Here is a 19,063-nt window from a genome sequence, read left to right as displayed (position 1 = left end):
TTATGATTCGACGAGGGCCCCCCGGCAGTCTCTGGCCCCTGCCATCCGCGCGCGCATGGCCCGTTACACTGGCCCGATGCTTTCACCCATTCCGACCCTGCAGGTCGCCCTGCCCGTCCCGCTGCCGCGCCTGTTCGACTACCTGTCACCAGAGGGCGATGGCCCCACGGTCGCGGTCGGCTGCCGCCTGAAGGTGCCGTTCGGCAACCGCGAGCTGGTCGGCGTGGTGGTGGGGCACGGCCAGACCGATGACGGCCAGGGACTGCGCCAGGCCTTGGCCTGGTGCGACCCGCAACCGCTGCTCCAGGGCGAGCTGTGGCACAGCCTGCAGTGGCTGGCGCGCTACACCCATGCGCCACTGGGCGAGGTGCTGAGCACCGCCCTGCCGGGCCCGCTGCGCCATGGCGACGCCCTGCCCGACACTCATCACTGGGGCTGGCAGCTGACCGCCGAAGGCCGCGCCCAGCGCGAAAAACTGCGCGCCGGCAGCCGCCCCCGGCAGCTGGCCGAGCTGCTGGCCGACGCCATCGTCGATGAGGACGTGCTGGGCGAACGCATGGACGACTGGCGCACCGCCGCGCGCAGCCTGGCCAAGCGCGAGCTGGCCGAACGCGTGGCGCTGCGCGTCGCTCCGCAGCACGCGCAGCCACTGCCTGGCCCCACCCTCAACACGGAGCAGGCAGAGGCCGTGGCGGCGATCAACGCAGTCGAGGGCTTCCAACCGTTCCTGCTGGATGGCGTAACCGGCAGCGGCAAGACCGAGGTCTACCTGCAGGCCATCATCCACTGCCTGGCCCAAGGCAAGCAGGCGCTGGTGCTGGTGCCGGAAATCGGCCTCACCCCGCAGACCCTGGCACGCTTCCGCGGCCGCCTCGGCATCGCCGTGCATGCACTGCATTCGGGGTTGAACGACAACGAGCGCGCCCGGGTCTGGGCGGCGGCTTCGCGCGGCGAGGCACGGGTGATCGTCGGCACCCGCTCGGCGGTGTTCACGCCGCTGCCGCAGGCCGGCCTGCTGATCGTCGACGAGGAGCATGACGGCAGCTACAAGCAGCAGGACGGCATCCGCTACCACGCACGCGATTTCGCTCTGGTCCGGGGCAAGGCGCTGGGCGTTCCGGTTCTGCTGGGCAGCGCTACGCCTTCACTGGAGACGCTGCACAACGCCTATGCCGGGCGCTACACCCACCTGCGCCTGAAGCAGCGTGCCGGTGATGCGCGGCCACCGCGCGTGCGCATCCTTGATGTGCGCAAGCGACCATTGCATGACGGCCTCTCGGCCGACGTGCTGGCCGGCATTGGCGAGCACCTGCAGCGCGGCCAGCAGGTGCTGGTGTTCAAGAACCGCCGTGGCTATGCGCCGGTACTGCTGTGCCACGACTGCGGCTGGACCGCGCCATGCAACCGCTGCGATGCACCGATGACCGTGCATGGCGGCGGTCGTCGCCTGCAGTGCCATCACTGCGGTGCGCGGCAACCGGCGCCGCTGGCATGCCCCGCGTGCGGGAGTCTGGCGCTGCAACCGCAGGGCATCGGCACCGAGCGCCTGGAAGAACATCTCACCGCCGCCTTCGCCGACTTCCCGGTGGTGCGCATCGACCGCAGCACCACCTCGCGACGCGATGCACTGGAACAACAGCTGGCGAAACTGGGCGACCAGCCCGGCATCCTGGTCGGCACGCAGATCCTGGCCAAGGGCCACGACCTGCCCAAGCTGACCCTGGTGGTGGTGGTCGGCATCGACGAGGGCCTGTTCTCGGCCGACTTCCGCGCCAGCGAGAAACTGGCGCAGCAGCTGATCCAGGTCGCCGGTCGCGCCGGACGCGCGCGCGACCCGGGCGAAGTCTGGCTGCAGACGCATCACCCGGGGCACCCACTGCTGGAGACCCTGGTCAGCGGTGGCTACCACCCGTTTGCGCAGGCCGAGTTGAACCAGCGCCAGGCCGCAGGATTCCCGCCGTTCGCGCATCTGGCGCTGATGCGCGCCGAAGCGCAGCAGGTGGAGCATGCCAATGCATTCCTGCTGGCAGCGCGACAGCTGCTGGGCGAGCAGGACGTGGTGGAGGCCTATGGCCCCATGCCGGCGCCGATGCCACGGCGCGCCGGTTACCAGCGCGCCCAGCTGCTGCTGTCTGCCGCGCAGCGGCCACCGCTGCACGGGGTGCTTTCGCAACTGGTACCGCAGCTGTATGCGCTGCCGGAAGCACGCAAGGTGCGCTGGTCGCTGGATGTGGATCCGACGGATCTTTATTGAGGGGTCAGAGCCCACCCGTCGGGTGGGATCCGACCCCGATGCCCTGGGGTCGGATCCCTTTTCGCAGAAAAGGGCTCTGACCCCCGACGCTTTCGCTTACGTCAGCGGCGACATCACGCCGCGCTGGTAGGCGGGGCGCTCGCGAAGACGGGCGTACCAGTCGGCCAGGTGCGGCAGTTCCGGACGCTGGATCGGCAGTTCGAACCAGGCATAGATCAGCGAGCCCAGCGGGATGTCACCCATCGCGAATGTCTCGCCGGACAGCCACGGCTGCTTGGCCAGGGTGGCATCGGCCATCGCCAGGTAGTCGCCGGCGCGCACGATGGCGGCATTGATCCGCGCTTCGTCGCGGTCGGCCGGAGCGGTGCGCATGATGCCCCAGATCAGGTCGGTGTACAGCGGCGCCATGCGCGAGGTGCTCCAGTCCATCCACTTCTCGGCCTGGGCGCGTTCCATCGGGTCTTCGGCGTACAGCGTGCCCAGCGCGTAGCGCGCACTCAGGTAGCGCACGATGGCGTTCGATTCCCACAGCGGCAGGCCGTGGTCTTCGATCACCGGTACCAGGCCATTGGGATTCATCGCCTGGTATTCCGGCGTCTGCGTGCCGCCGTGGCTGCCACCGACCTCGATGGACTCGTACGGCAGGCCGATTTCCTCGGCACACCACAGCACCTTGCGGACGTTGCTGGAATTGCGACGGCCCCAGATCTTCAACATGCGGGTAATCCTTGCTGGCAATGCGAGCGGCAACGATACCCCTGATCGGGCGGGGTGTGTGCATGCGGGATGCGGAATCTGGCATCCGGGGATTGCCGGCCAGCGGCCGGCACTACCGGTTCCTCGCTGGCCAGCGGCCGGCATTACCGGTTCTTTTTCGGCAGCGCGCGCACGTAGGACGACTTGCCATCCTTCTTCAGTTCGAACAGGCCGATCGCTGCCAGCAGATCGCTGAGCTTGCCGTAGCCGTAGTTGCGCGGGTCGAACGACGCCTGGTTGCCGATCTGGCTGCCGACCGGGCCGAGGTGCGACCAGCCATCCTCGCCCTCGGCCGCGGACACCGCGCGGCGCAGCATCTTCACCAGCCGCGTGTCGCTGCGCATTTCCGCACCGCTCTTGCGCGGGCGCGCATCGTCGTTGGCCACCGGCTCGTTCGAGGCCTGTTCGCTGGATGCCTGTTCGGTATCCGGCACGCTGGCGTGGGTCTGGCCCAGTGCTTCCAGGTAGGTGAATTTCGAGCACGCGTTGACGAACGGCTCGGGTGTTTTCTTCTCGCCGAAACCGTACACCTTCACGCCATCGGTCAGCAGGCGCATCACCATCGGGGTGAAATCCGCATCGCTGGAGACGATGGCAAAGCCATCCAGGTTGCGCGCGTACAGCAGGTCCATGGCATCGATCACCATCGCCATGTCCGAGGCATTCTTGCCCTTGCTGTAGGCGAACTGCTGGATGGGACGGATCGCATACTCATGCAGCACCGCTTCCCACCCCTTCAGTCGCGGGCTCTTCCAGTTGCCATAGGCGCGGCGCACGTTGGCCACCCCATAGCGGGCCACTTCGGCCAACACCTCGTCGATCTTCGAGGCCGGCGCATTGTCGGCGTCGATCAACAGGGCGATGCGCTTTTCCGGTTCGCTCATGGACTCCTCGCGGGCGGTTGCCTGAACCCGAGTATCGCCGATCCACGCGGGCGCTGACGTGACAGGCGGCCGCCGTGCGAAGATGCCAGGCGCTTCCCCCAATGCCCCCACTGGAGTGAGTCGATGAGTCGCGAGCGCGTTCCCCACCTGGTTGTTGTCGGCGGCGGTTTTGCCGGTCTCTGGGCCACCCGTGCCCTGGCCCGCGAGCGCATACGCATCACCCTGGTCGACCGCCGCAACCATCATCTGTTCCAGCCGCTGCTGTACCAGGTGGCCACCGCCGGCCTGTCCGCGCCGGATATCGCTGCACCACTGCGCCATATCCTCGGCCACCAGCGCAACGTGGAAGTCCGCCTCGGCGAAGTGGTCGCCATCGACAAGCAGGCCCGGCAGATCCGCATGGCCGATGGCAGCACGCTGGACTACGACAGCCTGCTGCTGGCCACCGGCGCCACCCACGCCTACTTCGGCAACGACCAGTGGGCCGATGATGCGCCCGGCCTGAAGACGCTGGACGATGCGATCGCGCTGCGCCGCAAGCTGCTGCTGGCGTTCGAGCGCGCCGAGGCGGAACCGGACCCGGCGAAGAAGGCCGCATGGCTGAGCTTCGCGGTGGTCGGTGGCGGTCCCACCGGTGTTGAACTGGCCGGCACCCTGGCCGAGATCGCGCGGCATACGTTGCGCAACGAATTCCGCCACATCGACCCGGCCAGCGCCAAGGTGCGGCTGGTCGAGGCCGGCCCGCGCGTGCTGTCCTCGTTCCCGGAAGTACTTTCGCTGAAAGCACGCCGCCAGCTGGAAAAGCTGGGCGTGGAAGTGCTGACCGGTACCCCGGTGAGCGACATCGACAGCCAGGGCTTCACGCTCGGTGACCAGTTCGTACCGGCCCGCACCGTGGTCTGGGCCGCCGGCGTGGCCGCTTCACCGCTGGCGCGCACGCTGGACGTGCCGCTGGACCGCGCCGGCCGCGTGCCGGTGCAACCGGACCTGACCCTGCCCGATCACCCGGAGCTGTTCGTGGCCGGTGACCTGGCCGCACTGAGCCAGGCCGACGGCAAGCCGGTACCCGGCGTGGCACCCGCTGCCAAGCAGATGGGCAAATACGTGGCCGAGGTGATCCGCGCACGCCTGCACGGCAAGCCCGAGCCCGGCCCGTTCAAGTACGCCGACTACGGCAACCTGGCCACCATCGGTCGCATGGCCGCGATCGTGCACCTGGGGCGGCTGCAGCTGTCGGGCGTGCTGGCCTGGTGGTTCTGGCTGGCCGCGCACGTGTTCTTCCTGATCGGCTTCCGCAACCGCATCGTGGTGCTGCTGAACTGGGCCGTGGCGTACTGGAGCTACCAGCGCAGCGCACGCATCATCTTCGGCGATGACCAGGAAGACCGGCGACCGAGGCGGTAGTGCCCGCCGCTGGCCGGCTGCCACGCGGTCCGATCCCTTTCCGCAGGAAAGGGCTCTGACTCCGTCAACATCATCCATGCATGGCGTGGATCTACCGCTTCATCGGGCCGCCGGGCGCCCGCCGTTTCGACCATGCGCGGCAGAAGTCCTCCTTCCTTGCGGTGTCGGCAATCTGCGCGGCACTCCAGTTGCGGGTAATCCAGATCGTCAGTGCCGTGCTGCTCAGATGCCAGCGCAGCATGTCGTGCCGTGGCTGCCGCCAAAGATGGCGGCGGGCAATCCAGAACGCCTCCCGTTCCACCTCTGGCACCTTCTTCTTCATCGCGTCGTCGTCGAAGAACTGCGCGGCGAAACTCCAGGGATTCATCGGCTGAAATCCTGTTCGCGGTTCACTGCTGCACGCAGCCACACCACTGGGCGCACGGTCTGCTGGCTTCGGCCAACCGCCCACCAGGGCAAGCCCGAGCAGGTACAGCAGGCCAGGCAGCAGTGCGATGCCGGCGGCCAGTACGACGACGGAGACCCATGCCTTACCGGCGGCACGCATCGTGCTCACTTCGCCTTCGGTTTCGGGTACCACAACGCGTTGACGATGACCCAGCGCTGGTCGAAGCGCCCCATGTGGAAGTAATCGACGAACCACGGCGTTTCCAATCGCACCGAGGCGGCATTGCCGGTCACGTCCAGCACCGTGCAGCGGCGGTCCCATTGATCCTTCGGGGTTTTCAGCGCGCCCTGCTTCGTCAGCGCGACCAGTTCTTCCTTCGACATGCGGCGCAGGCCCAGCCGCTCGTCGGGCGTATCGCCGAGGACCGCGCGCTTGGCCAGGTCCGGGTGCAGGGAGCGGGCGACGCGCTGCGGGTCGGCCTCCAGCTGGCCGTCGACGTAGTCATGGCAGGTGGCTTCGATGGCCGCGAGGGTGGCCGGGTCGGCAGCGGGACTGGTTGACGCGGAGAGAGCGAACAACAGGGCGACGGTGGACATCCGGGTCTCCAGCGCTGAGGGCTGGGCGATCATGGCATATGCAAGCCGCATCCACGCATGGCGTGGATCTACGGCATCAGGCCCATTTCGTCGGTGCCCAGCTGCATGTACATGAACGCAGCGGCTTCTTCAGACATGGGCTGCCCCTGCGGGAAGCTGTCCAACCAGGCGGTGATGCGCGCATGGCGCCCCGCCAGCGCATTCATCAATGCCTGCTTTTCCGCGTCAGTGGCGCGCTCCCGCATTTCATTGCGAAGCACGTCATCGCCGATCCCCCACTTTTCCGCGAACGGGATCAGATCGACCAGATCGGGAGGGACCCGGTCACGACGCAGGTGGATCGGTTCGGGTGTCCTCGGGCCATACGCAGCCAGCTCAGCAGCGGTGCCGATCTGCCCATGCTGCGGTGGCGGTGGCGACGGTGCTTGGGTGCAGGCCAGAAGGGCCGCGCAGGCAGTCAACAGCAGTATCCCGCAGTTCTTCATCGGACGGATCCATGTGTCGATGGGTGTGGCGATCATGGCATGACTGGAAGCGCCCATCCACGCATGGCGTGGATCTACTGTAGAGCCGGGTCCATGCTCGGCTTCACCATCAGGCAGCAGCAACAACAGCCGAGCGTGGGCTCGGCTTTACAGAAGCGCAGGATCCGGCGCCTGCAGCCAGGCCAGCTTGCGTTCGCGCGGCTGCTGCTTGAGCTGCCATTCGGCCCGCGAGGCGGCGGCCCGGTCCGGGTACTCGCGCACGGCCAGCACCCGCAGCGGCGGCCGGGCCCGGGTGTAGCGCGCGCCCTTGCCAGCCTGATGGGCGGCGAAACGCGCGTCCACGTCGGTGCTGATGCCGGCGTAATAGCTGCCATCGCGACATTCGAGCAGGTACAGGAACCACGGGCGGAGGGACGGGGCCATGCCCGGATTATGCCGTGCTGCACTGCAGCGGATATACTGGCGCCCGAATGCAGGAGAGAGGCGCCGCGCTGGCGCCCGCCGAAGGCGCAGGCTCCCATGATCGCTCAGGCCGGTGGGCTGGAATCCCACCAACCATGCATTCGACTCGCCGAGCTGGAGAGAGGTCACCGGGCATGCCCGGGACGATCCGCCGAAGGGGCACGCGGCCCATGCCGCTGAACTCTCAGGCAAAAGGACAGCGGGAGCGGCACCGGTCATCGTCATTCCGTCATTGCGCAGGCAATGGCGGCGTCCGCGCATGGCCGGCCCCACCGCGCCCGGAGCCTGCCCCATGTTGCTGTCCATCATCTACCTGATCGCCATTTCCGCCGAAGCCATGACCGGCGCGCTGTCCGCCGGCCGCCGCCGCATGGACCTGTTCGGCGTGGTCATGATCGCCTGCGTCACCGCCCTCGGCGGTGGTTCACTGCGCGACATCCTGCTCGGCCACTACCCGCTGGGCTGGGTGAAGCATCCCGAGTACCTGGGCTTCACCGTGTGCGCGGCGCTGATCGCCACCTGGGTGGCGCGCTGGATGCACCACTTCCGCCGCACCTTCCTGGTGCTCGATGGCCTGGGCCTGATCGCCTTCACCCTGATCGGCTGCTCGATTGCGCGCGAAGCCGGCCATGCGATGCCGATCGTGCTGATCGCCGGCATGCTGACCGGCGCGTTCGGCGGCGTGCTGCGCGACATCCTCTGCAACGAGGTGCCGCTGATCTTCCAGAAGGAGCTGTACGCGATCATCGCGCTGCTGACCGGCGCGGCCTACCTGTTGCTGCTGCACTGGGGCGTGGCCGACGCCACCGCGATCCTGTGCTGCCTCGGCGGCGGCTTCGCGCTGCGCCTGCTGGCGATCCACTACCGCTGGGAAATGCCGAAGTTCGTGTACCACGACGAAGTGCATTGAGGTTCGCGCGGCGGAATCCGCACCACCCCGGCGATGTACCTGGCGCTGTCGCTCATGCGCAGCGCCAGGCGCATCGCCGGTGCAGATGGGCCGGTCTCCAACTCCGACCGGCCCTGATCGCGGCCGCACCCCCGCAGGCGCTGGCCGCCATCCACACACGTGCCGCACTCAAGCGGCTTCGGACACCTTCACGTCGCGACGGGCGCGCACGGCCGCGGCCAGTCGCTCCAGCACCGTCACGGTGGTGTCCCAGTCGATGCAGCCATCGGTGATGCTCTGCCCGTAGACCAGCGGTTGGCCTTCCACCAGTTCCTGGCGACCACCGACCAGATGGCTCTCGATCATCACACCGACGATGCGCTGTTCACCGTCTTCCAACTGAACGGCGATGTCCTCGATCACCTTCGGCTGGTTGTCCGGGTTCTTCAGGCTGTTGGCATGGCTGGCGTCGATCATCAGGCGCGTCGGCAGCTTGGCCTTGGCCAGCGCCTGGCAGGCCTCGGCGATACTGCCTGCATCGTAGTTCGGCTGCTTGCCGCCGCGCAGGATCACATGGCAATCCGGGTTGCCAGTGGTCGACACGATGGCGGTGCCGCCCTGCTTGGTGACCGACAGGAAGTGATGCGGATTGGAGGCCGCACCCACCGCGTCGGCGGCGATCTTCACGTTGCCATCGGTGCCGTTCTTGAAGCCGACCGGGCACGACAGCCCCGAGGCCAGTTCGCGGTGCACCTGGCTTTCGGTGGTGCGCGCACCAATGGCGCCCCAGGCCACCAGATCGGCGATGTACTGCGGCGAGATCACGTCGAGGAACTCGACACCGGCCGGCAGGCCGAGCTTGTTGATGTCGCGCAGCAGGCCACGGGCGATGCGCAGGCCCTTGTCGATCCTGAAGCTGCCATCCAGGTCCGGGTCGTTGATCAGGCCCTTCCAGCCCACCGTGGTGCGCGGCTTCTCGAAGTACACGCGCATCACGATTTCAAGTTCCCCGGCCAGCGCGTCACGCAGCGGCTTCAGGCGCTGGGCGTACTCGATGGCGGCCTTCGGGTCGTGGATCGAGCATGGGCCAACCACCACTGCCAGGCGGTCGTCACGGCCATGCAGGATCTGGTGCAGGGCCGCGCGCGAGGCGCTGACGGTGTCGGAGGCTTCATCGTCACACGGCAGCATCGCCAGCAGCTGGGCAGGCGGTGTCAGCGGTTCGATGGTGCGGATACGCAGGTCGTCGGTGTGCGGGGGCATTGGGGGAGGTCTCCGGAACGTTGGGGGTCCCCAGCGTGGCGGCATGAAAAAAGCCGCCAGGTTCGCTGGCGGCTTTCGGGAATGCGTCTGAAGCTTTCTTCAGGGTGAGCGCAGTCCTTCCTCCGCCAGTGGCTTCGGAAAGTAATACCAGTAAAAGCGGGTGGCGGCTGCGTTCATGGGTTGTATTGATAGCACAGCTTTTGCGCAGTGCAAAATGTTTCATCCGCAACTGGGGACGCGGTTCAGCGAGATGCGCGCCGGCCCTGCCCACGCGGCGGCAACCACGCAACGTCGCTCATTTGCCATGCACTTCCACGTCCAGCAGCAGGCCCTCATGGATGTCGGCCCAGCGTTCCAGCACGCGATCCAGTTCCTGCCGGGCCTCGTCCAGCTGCTCGGGGTTGAGCAGGGAACGCGCGGTGTAAAGATCGGAAACCAAGCGCCGCAGGGCCGATTCCTGGATGGCCACCGACGGCCCCTCCAGCCCCGGCAACTGCAACGCCGGGCTGTCGCCAAGAGGGCCGAACAGCGTGACCTGGAGCGTGCTCTGCATGATCGACCTTCCTGCGGATGGAAATGGGCAATGTCCTGTTTACCGCGTCTGGGTGACAGGCGCATGTGCCACCCATGCCCAGCACCGGGATCTGCCGGCGTCTGCCGCCCCGCTACAAGGCGGCCAGGTCGGCAAGGTGCTGGGCCATGCTGTCCATCGCGCCTACCGCCTGGGTGGTGGTGAAGTACTCATGCCAGCCGGTAGCGGCAATGCCGGCCATCAACGCGTCGACCTCCTCGCGGCTTGCGCAGCGCCAGACCGCATAGAACTGCTCATCGCTGCCGTGCGGTACGCCCGAGGCAATGCGGCCCATCGCCAGCGGCGTGATGCGGACCGGATCGAACTGCTGCATGCCGGCGCCGATACGGGCGAAGAAGGCGTTCCGCTGCTCGGGCGGAAGTGTGGTCCAGGCAGGGGTGGCGGTGTAGAGCTCGATGAAGGTGTGCGACATGGTGGTTCTTCCTTGAGGGTTCGGGGGTTGCCGGCCAGCGGCCGGCACTACCGGAGCGAGCGCAGCGCGCGTTTGCGGATGTAGGCGTTGGCGTCGCTGTGGCGCTCATGCTGCCAACGCGTACACAGCTGGCGCAGCCACTGCGGCTGAGTCTTGCCGGCATCGTTGAGCCAGTTTCCGACCGAATCCTGCACATAGCGTTCCGGATCGTCGGCCAGTGCTTCCAGCAGCGCGGATGCATGTTCCGGGTGCTGCTTGAACAGTGCGATGTGCGTGGCCCAGACACCGCGCGGACGCAGTGCTTCGCAGGCGAAGCGGCGCAGGTACGGCGATGTTTCCTGTGACCACGGTTGCAGGTGCTCCAGCGCCTGCAGTGGTGCGGCAACGATGTCCGTGCGTAGTGCCAGCCACGCCCATTCGCGCACACCGAAATGGGGGTCATCGGCCAGTGTGCGCATCTGCTGCAGCTTCCCTGCCAGCGTTGCGCGGGCATCTCTGCCGATCAGGTAGCAGGCCCAGCCGCGCACTGTATCGGAGCTGTGATGCTGCCAGAGCGCAGGCGCCCCCTGCCCCGCCTCACGCAGCAGTTGCGCAGCCAGGGCCATGCGCAGCGTGATGCCCTTGCCTGAGGCGTCCCGCATGCGTTGCAGCGCCTCCGGTGCAAGCGCAGGCGCCACCACCTGCAGCAGCGCGGCAAAATCCACTGCCAGGCATTCTGCCAGATGGGTGGCGGGGACGCGGCCGGTGTTGAGTGCTTGCCGGCGTTCCGCAGGAATGGCCGTGCTCATGCTGCGGATTCCCGCCCGGCGTCCGTGTGCTGCCAGACCTTGTGCAGCAGCTGTGACAGCTGCTGCTGTTCATCAGCATCCAGGCCGTTGAACAGCCCACCGATCCATTGCGTGTGCTGCTCGAACAGCGATTCGGCCAAACGCTTTCCCGGTGCGGTCAGCACGATCTGCAGGCGGCGGCCATCCCCGTCATCGTTGCGACGCTGCAGCAGGCCTTCGCGCTGCAGGCCATCGAGCAGGCCGCTGATGGTGGCGCGGGTCACGCCGGCGCGCTCGGCCAGCACATGCGGCGGCAGTGCGCCACCGGCCCCGTGCAACAGGAACAGCACGATGAAGCGACCCTCGCTGAGCCCATGCGGTGCCAGCCGCGCGGCGCAGTCGCGATCGATCGACGAGGACAGCGAGAGCAGCTGGAAACACAGGCGCAGCGGCGCGATGTTGGCGTGACCGCGTCGCTGCGCTTCCTCGATCAGGGCATGGTGCTTGGCTTCGATCATCTCACGCACGCGATATGGTTAGGCGCCTAATCATACAGCCGAACAGCCGCTGCCTGTAAACCACAGCCGATATCAGGTGAACTTTCCCAGCAGCAGGCACGCAATCAGCCCGCCGCCCTCCCGGTGCAGCAGCTGCAGTTCGCCCGCGTGCCGCCTCGCCACATTGGCGGCCACTGCCAGCCCAAGTCCCGCTCCACCGGTGGTGCGACTACGAGAACGCTCGCTGCGCTGGAACGGTTGCAGCAGGCGTACTCGGTCGCCCTCGGCGATACCTGGGCCCCGATCCATCACCTCCAGCTGGACCCCTCGCTCAACCACGGCAAGTCGCAGTTCCACCGCCCCGGCATAGCGATCGGCATTGTCGATAAGGTTGTCGAACGCGCGCCGAAGCAGCAGCGCGTCGCCGTGCCAGGGCAGACTGTCCGGCCCCTGGATGGAGATCTCGACACCGCGCAGCAACGCTGCCTGCACGCACTCCTCCAGCAGCGCGGCCAGATCCAGCGGGCGCATCTGCAACGGCTGCAGTTCACCGCGTGCGTAATCGAGCACCTGCTCGATCATCGTGTCCATGCGCTCGATGTCCGCCACCATCCGGGCCGCCTGTGGTGTGGGCGCGAACTCGGCGCGCAGTCGCAGGCCGGTCAATGGTGTGCGCAGGTCGTGCGCCACTGCAGCCAGCATATGGGTCATGTCCTGGGCCTGCGCACGCAGGCGCTCTCGACCGGTGCCGATCGCGGCGGCCAGCATCTGTACCTCGCGCGGGCCATCATCCGGCAGGGGCGTGTCGGCTTGCAGGTCCACGCGTGCACTGGCATCGGCCAAGCGTCGTAGTGGACGCCCCAGCCGGATCGATGCCCACGCCGCCAGCGGCGCCAGCAACACGGCACCGCCCAGCAGCGCCAGTATCACCTGTCGCCGCCAAGCTGCCAGATCACTGTGATCGCTGCCGACCACCCGCCAGCGGCCATCGGCCTGGCGCACGCCCAGTTCAAACGGCGGCCATTGCATCGCGGTCAGCAGCGCGGCCTGCGCCTTCAGTACACCGACCCGCGCCGTGCCGTCGAGCACCTCGCCGCCTTCGATGACCTGCACATCAGGCGCCTTGCCCTGTCCGCTCCAGACCAGGCGCACCTCCTTCGCCGGCAAACCCATCTGCAGCGCCGCCAACTGGCTGAGCCAGTCACTGGCATTGCCCTTTGGTGGCGCATCCTGCGTCGCCAGATGCAGGCCCAGTGGTGCCGCGGCCTGCTCCCCCCGCAGCACCTGCACGGCCTGGTCCAACCGCATCGGTGGCGGCGCGGGCCGAGGCATCCAGCCAACCACGGCCACGCTGACCAGTGTCGCCAGCAGCAGGCTGGCCAGGGCCAGCATCGTGATCCAACGCGCGGTCGGCCACCGGCTGTTCACAGCACCTGTACCTCGGCGTGGAAGCGATAGCCTTCGCCACGCGATGTCTGCACCAGGGCTTCCGCACCGGGCGAGGCCTGCCCGAGCTTGCGGCGCAGGCGGCTGATGGCCAGGTCGACCGCGCGGTCGACGCTGTCACTCGGCTCGCCACGGCTCAGCTGCAGCAGCTGCTCGCGCCCCAGTACCCGCCCGGGGCGTTCGGCCAGCGCCAGCAACAGGCTGAATTCACCACGGCTGAGCACCAGCTCGTTCCCATCCGGCGCCAGCAGGCGACGTTGTTCCGGCAGCAACCGCCAACCAGAAAAGCGCAGTTCACTGGCTACCTGCGCGCGCAGCTTGTCCTGCCGGCGCAGCAGCGCGCGTACCCGCGCCAGCAGCTCGCGCGGGTCGAACGGCTTGGCCAGGTAGTCGTCCGCGCCCATCTCCAGGCCGATCACCCTGTCCGGTGCGCTGCCCATCGCCGACAGCATCAGGATCGGAATGGCCCGTGCCTGCAGCCGGCGGCAGACCGACAGGCCATCCTCACCGGGCATCATCCAGTCGAGGATGATCACGTCCGGGCGATCGACCTGCAGCAGCACGTCCAGCGCCGTCGCGTCCGCTGCCACCCGTACCTGGTAGCCATGCAGCAACAGGCAATCGGCGATGGCATCACGGATGCTGGCGTCGTCATCGACAACGATGACACGGGCGGGAGTCGTCATGCAGGCAGTATCAGGCAGGTCTGTATCAGGACGGTATCAACGCCGATATTCCCGCGATACGCCACTGCGCGCCAATGGTCACCCATGATCACTGCGGAGACCTGCCTTGCGCCTCATCCCATTCGTCCTGCTTGCTGCCCCGCTGGCTGCGCTGGCGTCCGATTCCCCCGAACACATCCTGCCGATGTGGATGCAGGGCGGTCATCCGGCCGTGGCCGTGTCGCTGGACGGGCGTGCCGAACCGCTGCGCTTCGTGGTCGACAGCGCGGCAGGCGCCACGCTGGTCGATGACCGCGTCGTGCGGCGCTACGGTCTGGGAGATGCGGATGCGGAGGTATCACAGGCCCAAGGGGCAAGTGCAGCCTCCGCGCGGCTGCAGCGCATACGCAGAACGTCCTGGCAGCTGGGCAGTTGGCAGCTGCAGGCCCAAGCCATGAAGGTCGATCTGTCGTCGTTGCCGAAGGACGATGATCCGGCCATTGACGGCTTGATCGGCAACGATCTGACCGGACGCTGGGACACCCGTTGGGACTTCGGCCGCAATCAACTGGCGCTGTGGACACCCGGCGGATTGAACCTGGAAGGACCGGGTTGCCAGCCCAATGCGCTGCCCGGACGCACTGACGGCCTGCGCCAGTTCGGCTTCATCATGCTTGCACTGGGCGCGCCCTCGGTGGACGCCATCGCCGTGGTCGACACCGGTGCCGCGCAGACCGTCCTCAACGCCGAAGCAGCCCGCGCACTGGGGCTGCGCACCGACGGCAGCGACGCACGGGTGCGGGTGCGTGAAAAGGGCACCGAAGGCCTGGGCGGCGGAAAGCAGGCAACCTGGCTGTACACCCTGCCCGGCATGGCCGGCAACGGCTGGCAGCACCCCTCGATGGAGGTCCGCATCAGCGAACTGCCAGTGTTCAAGGCGATCGGCCTGGAGGGCCGGCCGGCGCTGATCCTTGGTGCGGATGCAATGCGCGGCGGCCAGGTGGACATTGGTGCCGGCGCGTCCCGGATCTGCCTGCGCCGGCCGCAGGCCAGCTGACATCCGGCAATGACGCCAGCGGCAGCCTGGCGTAGCATCGCCGTGCGCCCCACCAGGAGTTCCACGCATGTGCCGTGCTGCCCTGATGTTGCTGACGCTGTTCCCGCTGGCCGTGCTGGCTGCACCTCCCCCGGTACCCTCGCCGGCCCGCATCGACGCCGAAGCGCAGCGGTTGATGCAGGCCGCACAGGCGCGCGGCATGGCACTGGCGGTGATCGACGGCGGCAAGGTGGTGCACGTCGCCGCCTACGGCGAGCGCAATACCGCAGGCGAACCACTGCGCACCGATACGGTGATGTACGCCGCCTCGCTGACCAAGATGGCATTCGGCCATCTGGTCGCGCAGCTGGCGCAGGACCGCAGGATCGATCTGGATGCCAGCATCGCCACAGCGCTGGACAAGCCGTTGCCGGATTATCCGCCCGAAACGAAGAAGTACGCCGACTACCGCGTGCTGGCCGATGATGCGCGCTGGCGCCAGCTCACCCCTCGCCTGCTGCTCAACCATGCCAGTGGCTTTGCCAACTTCGGGTTTCTTGAACCGGACGGCCGGCTGAAGTTCCACTTCGATCCAGGCAGCCGCTACGGCTATTCCGGCGAAGGGCTGATCCTGCTGCAGTTCGTGATCGAACGCGGACGGCTGGGCGAGGATGTGGGTGCGTTGATGCAGCAGCGGGTATTCGACCGCTTCGGCATGACCCGCACCAGCATGATGTGGCGCGGGGACTTCGCCACCAACCTGGCCGACGGCTGGACCATGGAGGGCACCGCCGAGCCGCACGATGAGCGCAGCCGCGTGCGCGCGGCCGGTTCGATGGATACCACCATCGCCGACATGGCCCGTTTCGCCGCCGGCTACGTGCGCGGCGATGGGCTGTCAGCGACGATGCGCAAGGAGCTGGTGCGGCCGCAGCTGCCGATCACCACCGCCAGCCAGTTCCCCACCCTGCAGCCGGAGCTGCCGAAGGCGCTGCAGCGCAAGGACCTGGCGGCCGGCCTGGGAGTGGTGACGTTCCGTGGCCCGCAAGGCGCGGGCTTCTACAAGGGCGGCCACGATGATGCGGTCGGTAATACGCTGGTGTGCGTCGAGCAGCAGCAGCGCTGCGTGGTGATCCTGGGCAACGATGTGCGCGCCGAGGCGACCTTCCCGGCGCTGGTGGCCTTCGTGCTCGGCGACATCGGCGTACCGTGGCAGTGGGAGTACGGCGCAGCGAAGGCATTCGTGAAGTAGATCCACGCCATGCGTGGATGACCTCCCTTCAACGCGCCTGCTCGAAGAACATCAGGTAGACCAGCCGCCCATTCTCCGGCCGGTCGCCGAAGGCCGGGCCGGCGGTATGCCAGAACCACGGGCGCAGCAGCACCAGACGGTTGAAGCGCATCGGGATGCGCATGGTCATTTCCCACTGGCTGTCGTCGACGCTGTCGCGCTCGATGATGTCCCGATGCATGTCGCCGCCGTTGGCGTAGCCCAGCGCAGCCAGCTCGTGGGCGTTCAGCGCCATGCGCTCGGTGTTGGTGCGGCGATGGCGGAAGAACTCGGTACCCCCTTCGCAGTGCTCCGGGGCGCTGAGGTAGAGGATGCCGGACCAGTGCGAATGGTCGGTGTGCACCTTGGCGCGACCCACATCGCTGGCCAGGGTCAGCCGGAACTTGCCGTGCGACTGCAACGGATTGACCGGCCGCAGCGGCTCGTTGACCAACCGCGACGCGGCCTCGGACAGGCCGTCCAGCTCCAGCCGTTCGAGCGAATTACGCCCGGGGAATGCCCCCTCCTGCGCCGGGTAGGTCAGGCCCAGGCCGGCCTGGCGCAGGCCGTGTGCATCGGCTGGAGAAAGGAAGTCGTCGACGACGATGAACGAGGTAGGCATGGTCTGCGAGCGTAGCGACGCGGCGCCATGGCGGCAACCGGGCAACAAAAAAACCCCGCCTCGCGGCGGGGTTTTTCCTTGCATCGGGGAGACGCGCCGGCCAGGGCCGGCAACGTCCGACGCGGGCGTGGACCTTAGAAGTCCATGCCGCCCATGCCACCCATGCCGCCCATGCCACCGGCGCCGCCCATGGCCGGCTCGTCCTTCTTCGGAGCTTCGGCAACCATGGCTTCGGTGGTGATCATCAGGCCAGCGATCGAGGCCGCGTTCTGCAGCGCCGAACGGGTCACCTTGGTCGGGTCCAGGATGCCGAACTGCAGCATGTCGCCGAACTCGCCGGTGGCGGCGTTGTAGCCGAAGCTGCCGGTGCCTTCCTTGACCTTGTTGATGATGACCGACGGCTCGTCACCGGCGTTGGCAACGATCTCGCGCAGCGGGGCTTCCATCGCACGCAGGGCGATCTGGATGCCGTGGTTCTGGTCTTCGTTGGCGCCCTTCAGGCCGGCCAGCGCGGTGATCGCGCGGACCAGGGCAACGCCGCCGCCCGGAACCACGCCTTCTTCAACGGCCGCACGGGTGGCGTGCAGGGCGTCGTCGACGCGATCCTTCTTTTCCTTCATTTCGATTTCGGTCGAGGCGCCGACCTTGATCACGGCAACACCGCCGGCCAGCTTGGCCACGCGTTCCTGCAGCTTCTCGCGGTCGTAATCCGAGGAGGTGTCCTGGATCTGGGTCTTGATCTGCGCCACGCGTGCATCAACGTTGGCCTTGTCGCCGACGCCGTCGATGATGGTGGTGTTCTCCTTGGAGACCTGCACCTTCTTGGCGCGGCCCAGGTCCTTGATGGTGGCCTTCTCCAGCGACAGGCCGACTTCTTCGGAGATCACGGTGCCGCCGGTCAGCACGGCCATGTCTTCCAGCATCGCCTTGCGACGGTCGCCGAAGCCCGGAGCCTTGACGGCCACGACCTTGACGATGCCACGGATGGTGTTGACGACCAGGGTGGCCAGCGCTTCGCCTTCAACTTCCTCGGCCACGATCAGCAGCGGCTTGCCGGCCTTGGCGACGCCTTCCAGCACCGGCAGCAGGTCACGGACGTTGGAGATCTTCTTGTCGTGCAGCAGGATGAACGGGTCATCCAGGTCAGCGGTCTGCGACTGCTGGTTGTTGATGAAGTACGGCGACAGGTAGCCGCGGTCGAACTGCATGCCCTTGACCACGTCCAGCTCGTTGTCCAGGCCCGAGCCTTCTTCAACGGTGATGACGCCTTCCTTGCCGACTTCCTTCATCGCGTCAGCGATGATCTGGCCGATCGACTCGTCCGAGTTGGCCGAGATGGTACCGACCTGGGCGATCGCCTTGTCGTCGGCGGTCGGCTTGGAGATGTTCTTCAGCTCGGCGACGGCGGCCGAAACGGCCTTGTCGATACCGCGCTTGAGGTCCATCGGGTTCATGCCGGCGGCAACGGCCTTGGCGCCTTCGCGGATCAGGGCCTGGGCCAGCACGGTGGCGGTGGTGGTGCCGTCGCCGGCATCGTCGTTGGTGCGCGAAGCAACTTCCTTCACCATCTGCGCGCCCATGTTCTCGAACTTGTCAGCCAGTTCGATTTCCTTGGCGACGGAGACGCCGTCCTTGGTGATGGTCGGGGCGCCGAAGCTCTTTTCCAGCACGACGTTGCGGCCCTTCGGGCCCAGGGTGGCCTTGACGGCATTGGCGAGAACGTTGACGCCGCGCACCATGCGCGAACGGGCGTCTTCACCGAAACGAATATCCTTGGCAGCCATTGCATTTACCTCATTGGTAGCGCCGGACGATGCCCGGCGGCTGGGAGTTTGGGATCAGGTTGAAACAGGTCGCGCCGAGGCTCAGCCGATGACGGCGAGCACGTCGTCTTCGCGCAGGACCTTGTATTCGACGCCTTCGCTCTTGTACGAGCTGCCGGCGTACTGGCCATAGATGACCTTGTCGCCGACCTTCAGCGACGGCGCGCGCACGTTGCCGTTGTCCAGCGGCTTGCCCGGGCCGACGGCCACGACCTCACCCTTGGTGGACTTTTCCTTGGCCGAGTCGGGGATGACGATGCCACCGGCGGAGATTTCGTCGGCTTCGATCGGCTTGACCACAACGCGGTCGTGCAGCGGCTTGATGCTCATAGGAGACCTCTTAAGTGATTGATTGGTCTAAAAAAGTCCGGCGATGTTAGCACTCACCCCAGGCGAGTGCCAGAACCGCACGTGAAGAAACCCGACAACGTCGGGAGCAGGGCAGAGATGGAGCCCCGCCGCCCCCTTTCAAGGGCGGAATGAAAAAAATTTTTCCACCCGCGCGCCTCGGCCAAGGCGTCGGTCCTGGACAATTTCGGTGACAAGCGTCGC

Annotated in this window: 21 protein-coding genes and 2 riboswitches; of the genes, 5 read left to right on the top strand and 16 right to left on the bottom strand. The window is 67.1% G+C overall.

Translation table 11 applies throughout. The features are described from left to right. Positions 1-76: 76 nt before the first annotated feature. Positions 77-2,254, top strand: a complete 2,178-nt coding sequence (locus AC5P6S_RS12900; protein WP_088611291.1) for a primosomal protein N' — start codon at positions 77-79, stop codon at positions 2,252-2,254. Positions 2,255-2,350: 96 nt separating this feature from the next. On the opposite strand, the gene AC5P6S_RS12895 is transcribed toward AC5P6S_RS12900, so the two are convergent. Then, positions 2,351-2,971, bottom strand: a complete 621-nt coding sequence (locus tag AC5P6S_RS12895; protein ID WP_005414615.1) for a glutathione S-transferase family protein — start codon at positions 2,969-2,971, stop codon at positions 2,351-2,353. A 143-nt stretch (positions 2,972-3,114) separates the two neighbouring features. Next, entirely contained in the window at positions 3,115-3,894 is a 780-nt protein-coding gene (locus AC5P6S_RS12890; RefSeq protein WP_005411210.1) for an NYN domain-containing protein, read from the bottom strand. A 123-nt stretch (positions 3,895-4,017) separates the two neighbouring features. Between AC5P6S_RS12890 and AC5P6S_RS12885 the strand changes: the two genes are divergently transcribed. Beyond that, the gene (locus AC5P6S_RS12885; protein WP_012481378.1) at positions 4,018-5,298 is read left to right on the top strand and encodes an NAD(P)/FAD-dependent oxidoreductase; all 1,281 of its coding nucleotides are present in this window, start codon (positions 4,018-4,020) and stop codon (positions 5,296-5,298) included. A gap of 91 nt (positions 5,299-5,389) precedes the next feature. Here the strand turns inward: AC5P6S_RS12885 and AC5P6S_RS12880 are convergent, their stop codons facing one another. From AC5P6S_RS12880 to AC5P6S_RS12865, 4 genes are all read right to left on the bottom strand, one after another. After that, positions 5,390-5,845, bottom strand: coding sequence for a hypothetical protein (locus tag AC5P6S_RS12880; protein WP_012481379.1), 456 nt, complete (start codon positions 5,843-5,845; stop codon positions 5,390-5,392). Positions 5,846-5,850: 5 nt separating this feature from the next. After that, a complete protein-coding gene (locus tag AC5P6S_RS12875; protein ID WP_005411213.1) occupies positions 5,851-6,282 on the bottom strand; it encodes a nuclear transport factor 2 family protein in 432 nt (143 codons plus the stop codon). A 68-nt stretch (positions 6,283-6,350) separates the two neighbouring features. Further along, positions 6,351-6,893, bottom strand: a complete 543-nt coding sequence (locus AC5P6S_RS12870; protein WP_323157168.1) for a hypothetical protein — start codon at positions 6,891-6,893, stop codon at positions 6,351-6,353. A gap of 21 nt (positions 6,894-6,914) precedes the next feature. After that, positions 6,915-7,190: a GIY-YIG nuclease family protein gene (locus AC5P6S_RS12865; RefSeq protein WP_012481382.1), complete on the bottom strand. Its 276-nt coding sequence runs from the start codon at positions 7,188-7,190 to the stop codon at positions 6,915-6,917. Positions 7,191-7,230: 40 nt separating this feature from the next. Continuing rightward, positions 7,231-7,320: riboswitch (glycine riboswitch) on the top strand. A 13-nt stretch (positions 7,321-7,333) separates the two neighbouring features. Next, positions 7,334-7,439: riboswitch (glycine riboswitch) on the top strand. Positions 7,440-7,521: 82 nt separating this feature from the next. Here AC5P6S_RS12865 and AC5P6S_RS12860 point away from each other — a divergent pair. Next, positions 7,522-8,139 (top strand): trimeric intracellular cation channel family protein, encoded by a 618-nt coding sequence (locus AC5P6S_RS12860; protein ID WP_005411215.1) that lies wholly within the window; start codon positions 7,522-7,524, stop codon positions 8,137-8,139. A gap of 168 nt (positions 8,140-8,307) precedes the next feature. Here the strand turns inward: AC5P6S_RS12860 and AC5P6S_RS12855 are convergent, their stop codons facing one another. From AC5P6S_RS12855 to AC5P6S_RS12825, 7 genes are all read right to left on the bottom strand, one after another. Further along, on the bottom strand, positions 8,308-9,381 hold the full coding sequence (locus AC5P6S_RS12855; protein ID WP_201863714.1) for a 3-deoxy-7-phosphoheptulonate synthase: 1,074 nt from the start codon (positions 9,379-9,381) through the stop codon (positions 8,308-8,310). Between the two features lie 295 nt (positions 9,382-9,676). Further along, positions 9,677-9,934, bottom strand: a complete 258-nt coding sequence (locus AC5P6S_RS12850; protein WP_005411217.1) for a hypothetical protein — start codon at positions 9,932-9,934, stop codon at positions 9,677-9,679. A gap of 112 nt (positions 9,935-10,046) precedes the next feature. Further along, on the bottom strand, positions 10,047-10,385 hold the full coding sequence (locus AC5P6S_RS12845; protein ID WP_005411218.1) for a DUF6616 family protein: 339 nt from the start codon (positions 10,383-10,385) through the stop codon (positions 10,047-10,049). Between the two features lie 47 nt (positions 10,386-10,432). Next, entirely contained in the window at positions 10,433-11,173 is a 741-nt protein-coding gene (locus AC5P6S_RS12840; RefSeq protein WP_049419075.1) for a DNA alkylation repair protein, read from the bottom strand. Beyond that, positions 11,170-11,670, bottom strand: a complete 501-nt coding sequence (locus tag AC5P6S_RS12835; RefSeq protein ID WP_005414623.1) for a MarR family winged helix-turn-helix transcriptional regulator — start codon at positions 11,668-11,670, stop codon at positions 11,170-11,172. The genes AC5P6S_RS12840 and AC5P6S_RS12835 overlap by 4 nt, the downstream gene beginning before the upstream one ends. Before the next feature lie 72 nt (positions 11,671-11,742). Continuing rightward, positions 11,743-13,041: a sensor histidine kinase gene (locus AC5P6S_RS12830; RefSeq protein ID WP_049419115.1), complete on the bottom strand. Its 1,299-nt coding sequence runs from the start codon at positions 13,039-13,041 to the stop codon at positions 11,743-11,745. Between the two features lie 32 nt (positions 13,042-13,073). Then, positions 13,074-13,781: a response regulator gene (locus AC5P6S_RS12825; protein ID WP_005411222.1), complete on the bottom strand. Its 708-nt coding sequence runs from the start codon at positions 13,779-13,781 to the stop codon at positions 13,074-13,076. A 106-nt stretch (positions 13,782-13,887) separates the two neighbouring features. Here AC5P6S_RS12825 and AC5P6S_RS12820 point away from each other — a divergent pair, with 106 nt between their 5' ends. Next, complete coding sequence (locus AC5P6S_RS12820) at positions 13,888-14,817, top strand: aspartyl protease family protein (RefSeq protein WP_099527347.1); 930 nt, start codon at positions 13,888-13,890, stop codon at positions 14,815-14,817. A 67-nt stretch (positions 14,818-14,884) separates the two neighbouring features. Then, complete coding sequence (locus AC5P6S_RS12815) at positions 14,885-16,048, top strand: serine hydrolase domain-containing protein (RefSeq protein WP_049419067.1); 1,164 nt, start codon at positions 14,885-14,887, stop codon at positions 16,046-16,048. A 28-nt stretch (positions 16,049-16,076) separates the two neighbouring features. On the opposite strand, the gene AC5P6S_RS12810 is transcribed toward AC5P6S_RS12815, so the two are convergent. The 3 genes from AC5P6S_RS12810 to AC5P6S_RS12800 form a co-directional block, all read right to left on the bottom strand. Further along, positions 16,077-16,688: a DUF6445 family protein gene (locus AC5P6S_RS12810; protein WP_005411225.1), complete on the bottom strand. Its 612-nt coding sequence runs from the start codon at positions 16,686-16,688 to the stop codon at positions 16,077-16,079. Positions 16,689-16,822: 134 nt separating this feature from the next. Continuing rightward, complete coding sequence (groL, locus tag AC5P6S_RS12805; RefSeq protein ID WP_005411226.1) at positions 16,823-18,472, bottom strand: chaperonin GroEL; 1,650 nt, start codon at positions 18,470-18,472, stop codon at positions 16,823-16,825. 81 nt (positions 18,473-18,553) lie between these two features. Further along, a complete protein-coding gene (locus AC5P6S_RS12800) occupies positions 18,554-18,841 on the bottom strand; it encodes a co-chaperone GroES (RefSeq protein ID WP_005411227.1) in 288 nt (95 codons plus the stop codon). Between the last annotated feature and the right edge of the window lie 222 nt (positions 18,842-19,063).

Source organism: Stenotrophomonas sp. YJH_SMC_119, from assembly GCF_059368315.1.
This window is presented reverse-complemented; position numbering and strand designations above follow the sequence as displayed.

Excerpts from the sequence above, each read along its gene's own strand:
- AC5P6S_RS12900 (WP_088611291.1), top strand. The coding sequence starts at position 77 with ATGCTTTCACCCATTCCGACCCTGCAGGTCGCCCTGCCCGTCCCGCTG.
- AC5P6S_RS12895 (WP_005414615.1), bottom strand. The coding sequence starts at position 2,971 with ATGTTGAAGATCTGGGGCCGTCGCAATTCCAGCAACGTCCGCAAGGTG.
- AC5P6S_RS12890 (WP_005411210.1), bottom strand. The coding sequence starts at position 3,894 with ATGAGCGAACCGGAAAAGCGCATCGCCCTGTTGATCGACGCCGACAAT.
- AC5P6S_RS12885 (WP_012481378.1), top strand. The coding sequence starts at position 4,018 with ATGAGTCGCGAGCGCGTTCCCCACCTGGTTGTTGTCGGCGGCGGTTTT.
- AC5P6S_RS12880 (WP_012481379.1), bottom strand. The coding sequence starts at position 5,845 with ATGCGTGCCGCCGGTAAGGCATGGGTCTCCGTCGTCGTACTGGCCGCC.
- AC5P6S_RS12875 (WP_005411213.1), bottom strand. The coding sequence starts at position 6,282 with ATGTCCACCGTCGCCCTGTTGTTCGCTCTCTCCGCGTCAACCAGTCCC.
- AC5P6S_RS12865 (WP_012481382.1), bottom strand. The coding sequence starts at position 7,190 with ATGGCCCCGTCCCTCCGCCCGTGGTTCCTGTACCTGCTCGAATGTCGC.
- AC5P6S_RS12860 (WP_005411215.1), top strand. The coding sequence starts at position 7,522 with ATGTTGCTGTCCATCATCTACCTGATCGCCATTTCCGCCGAAGCCATG.
- AC5P6S_RS12855 (WP_201863714.1), bottom strand. The coding sequence starts at position 9,381 with ATGCCCCCGCACACCGACGACCTGCGTATCCGCACCATCGAACCGCTG.
- AC5P6S_RS12850 (WP_005411217.1), bottom strand. The coding sequence starts at position 9,934 with ATGCAGAGCACGCTCCAGGTCACGCTGTTCGGCCCTCTTGGCGACAGC.
- AC5P6S_RS12845 (WP_005411218.1), bottom strand. The coding sequence starts at position 10,385 with ATGTCGCACACCTTCATCGAGCTCTACACCGCCACCCCTGCCTGGACC.
- AC5P6S_RS12840 (WP_049419075.1), bottom strand. The coding sequence starts at position 11,173 with ATGAGCACGGCCATTCCTGCGGAACGCCGGCAAGCACTCAACACCGGC.
- AC5P6S_RS12835 (WP_005414623.1), bottom strand. The coding sequence starts at position 11,670 with ATGATCGAAGCCAAGCACCATGCCCTGATCGAGGAAGCGCAGCGACGC.
- AC5P6S_RS12830 (WP_049419115.1), bottom strand. The coding sequence starts at position 13,041 with ATGCTGGCCCTGGCCAGCCTGCTGCTGGCGACACTGGTCAGCGTGGCC.
- AC5P6S_RS12825 (WP_005411222.1), bottom strand. The coding sequence starts at position 13,781 with ATGACGACTCCCGCCCGTGTCATCGTTGTCGATGACGACGCCAGCATC.
- AC5P6S_RS12815 (WP_049419067.1), top strand. The coding sequence starts at position 14,885 with ATGTGCCGTGCTGCCCTGATGTTGCTGACGCTGTTCCCGCTGGCCGTG.
- AC5P6S_RS12810 (WP_005411225.1), bottom strand. The coding sequence starts at position 16,688 with ATGCCTACCTCGTTCATCGTCGTCGACGACTTCCTTTCTCCAGCCGAT.
- groL (WP_005411226.1), bottom strand. The coding sequence starts at position 18,472 with ATGGCTGCCAAGGATATTCGTTTCGGTGAAGACGCCCGTTCGCGCATG.
- AC5P6S_RS12800 (WP_005411227.1), bottom strand. The coding sequence starts at position 18,841 with ATGAGCATCAAGCCGCTGCACGACCGCGTTGTGGTCAAGCCGATCGAA.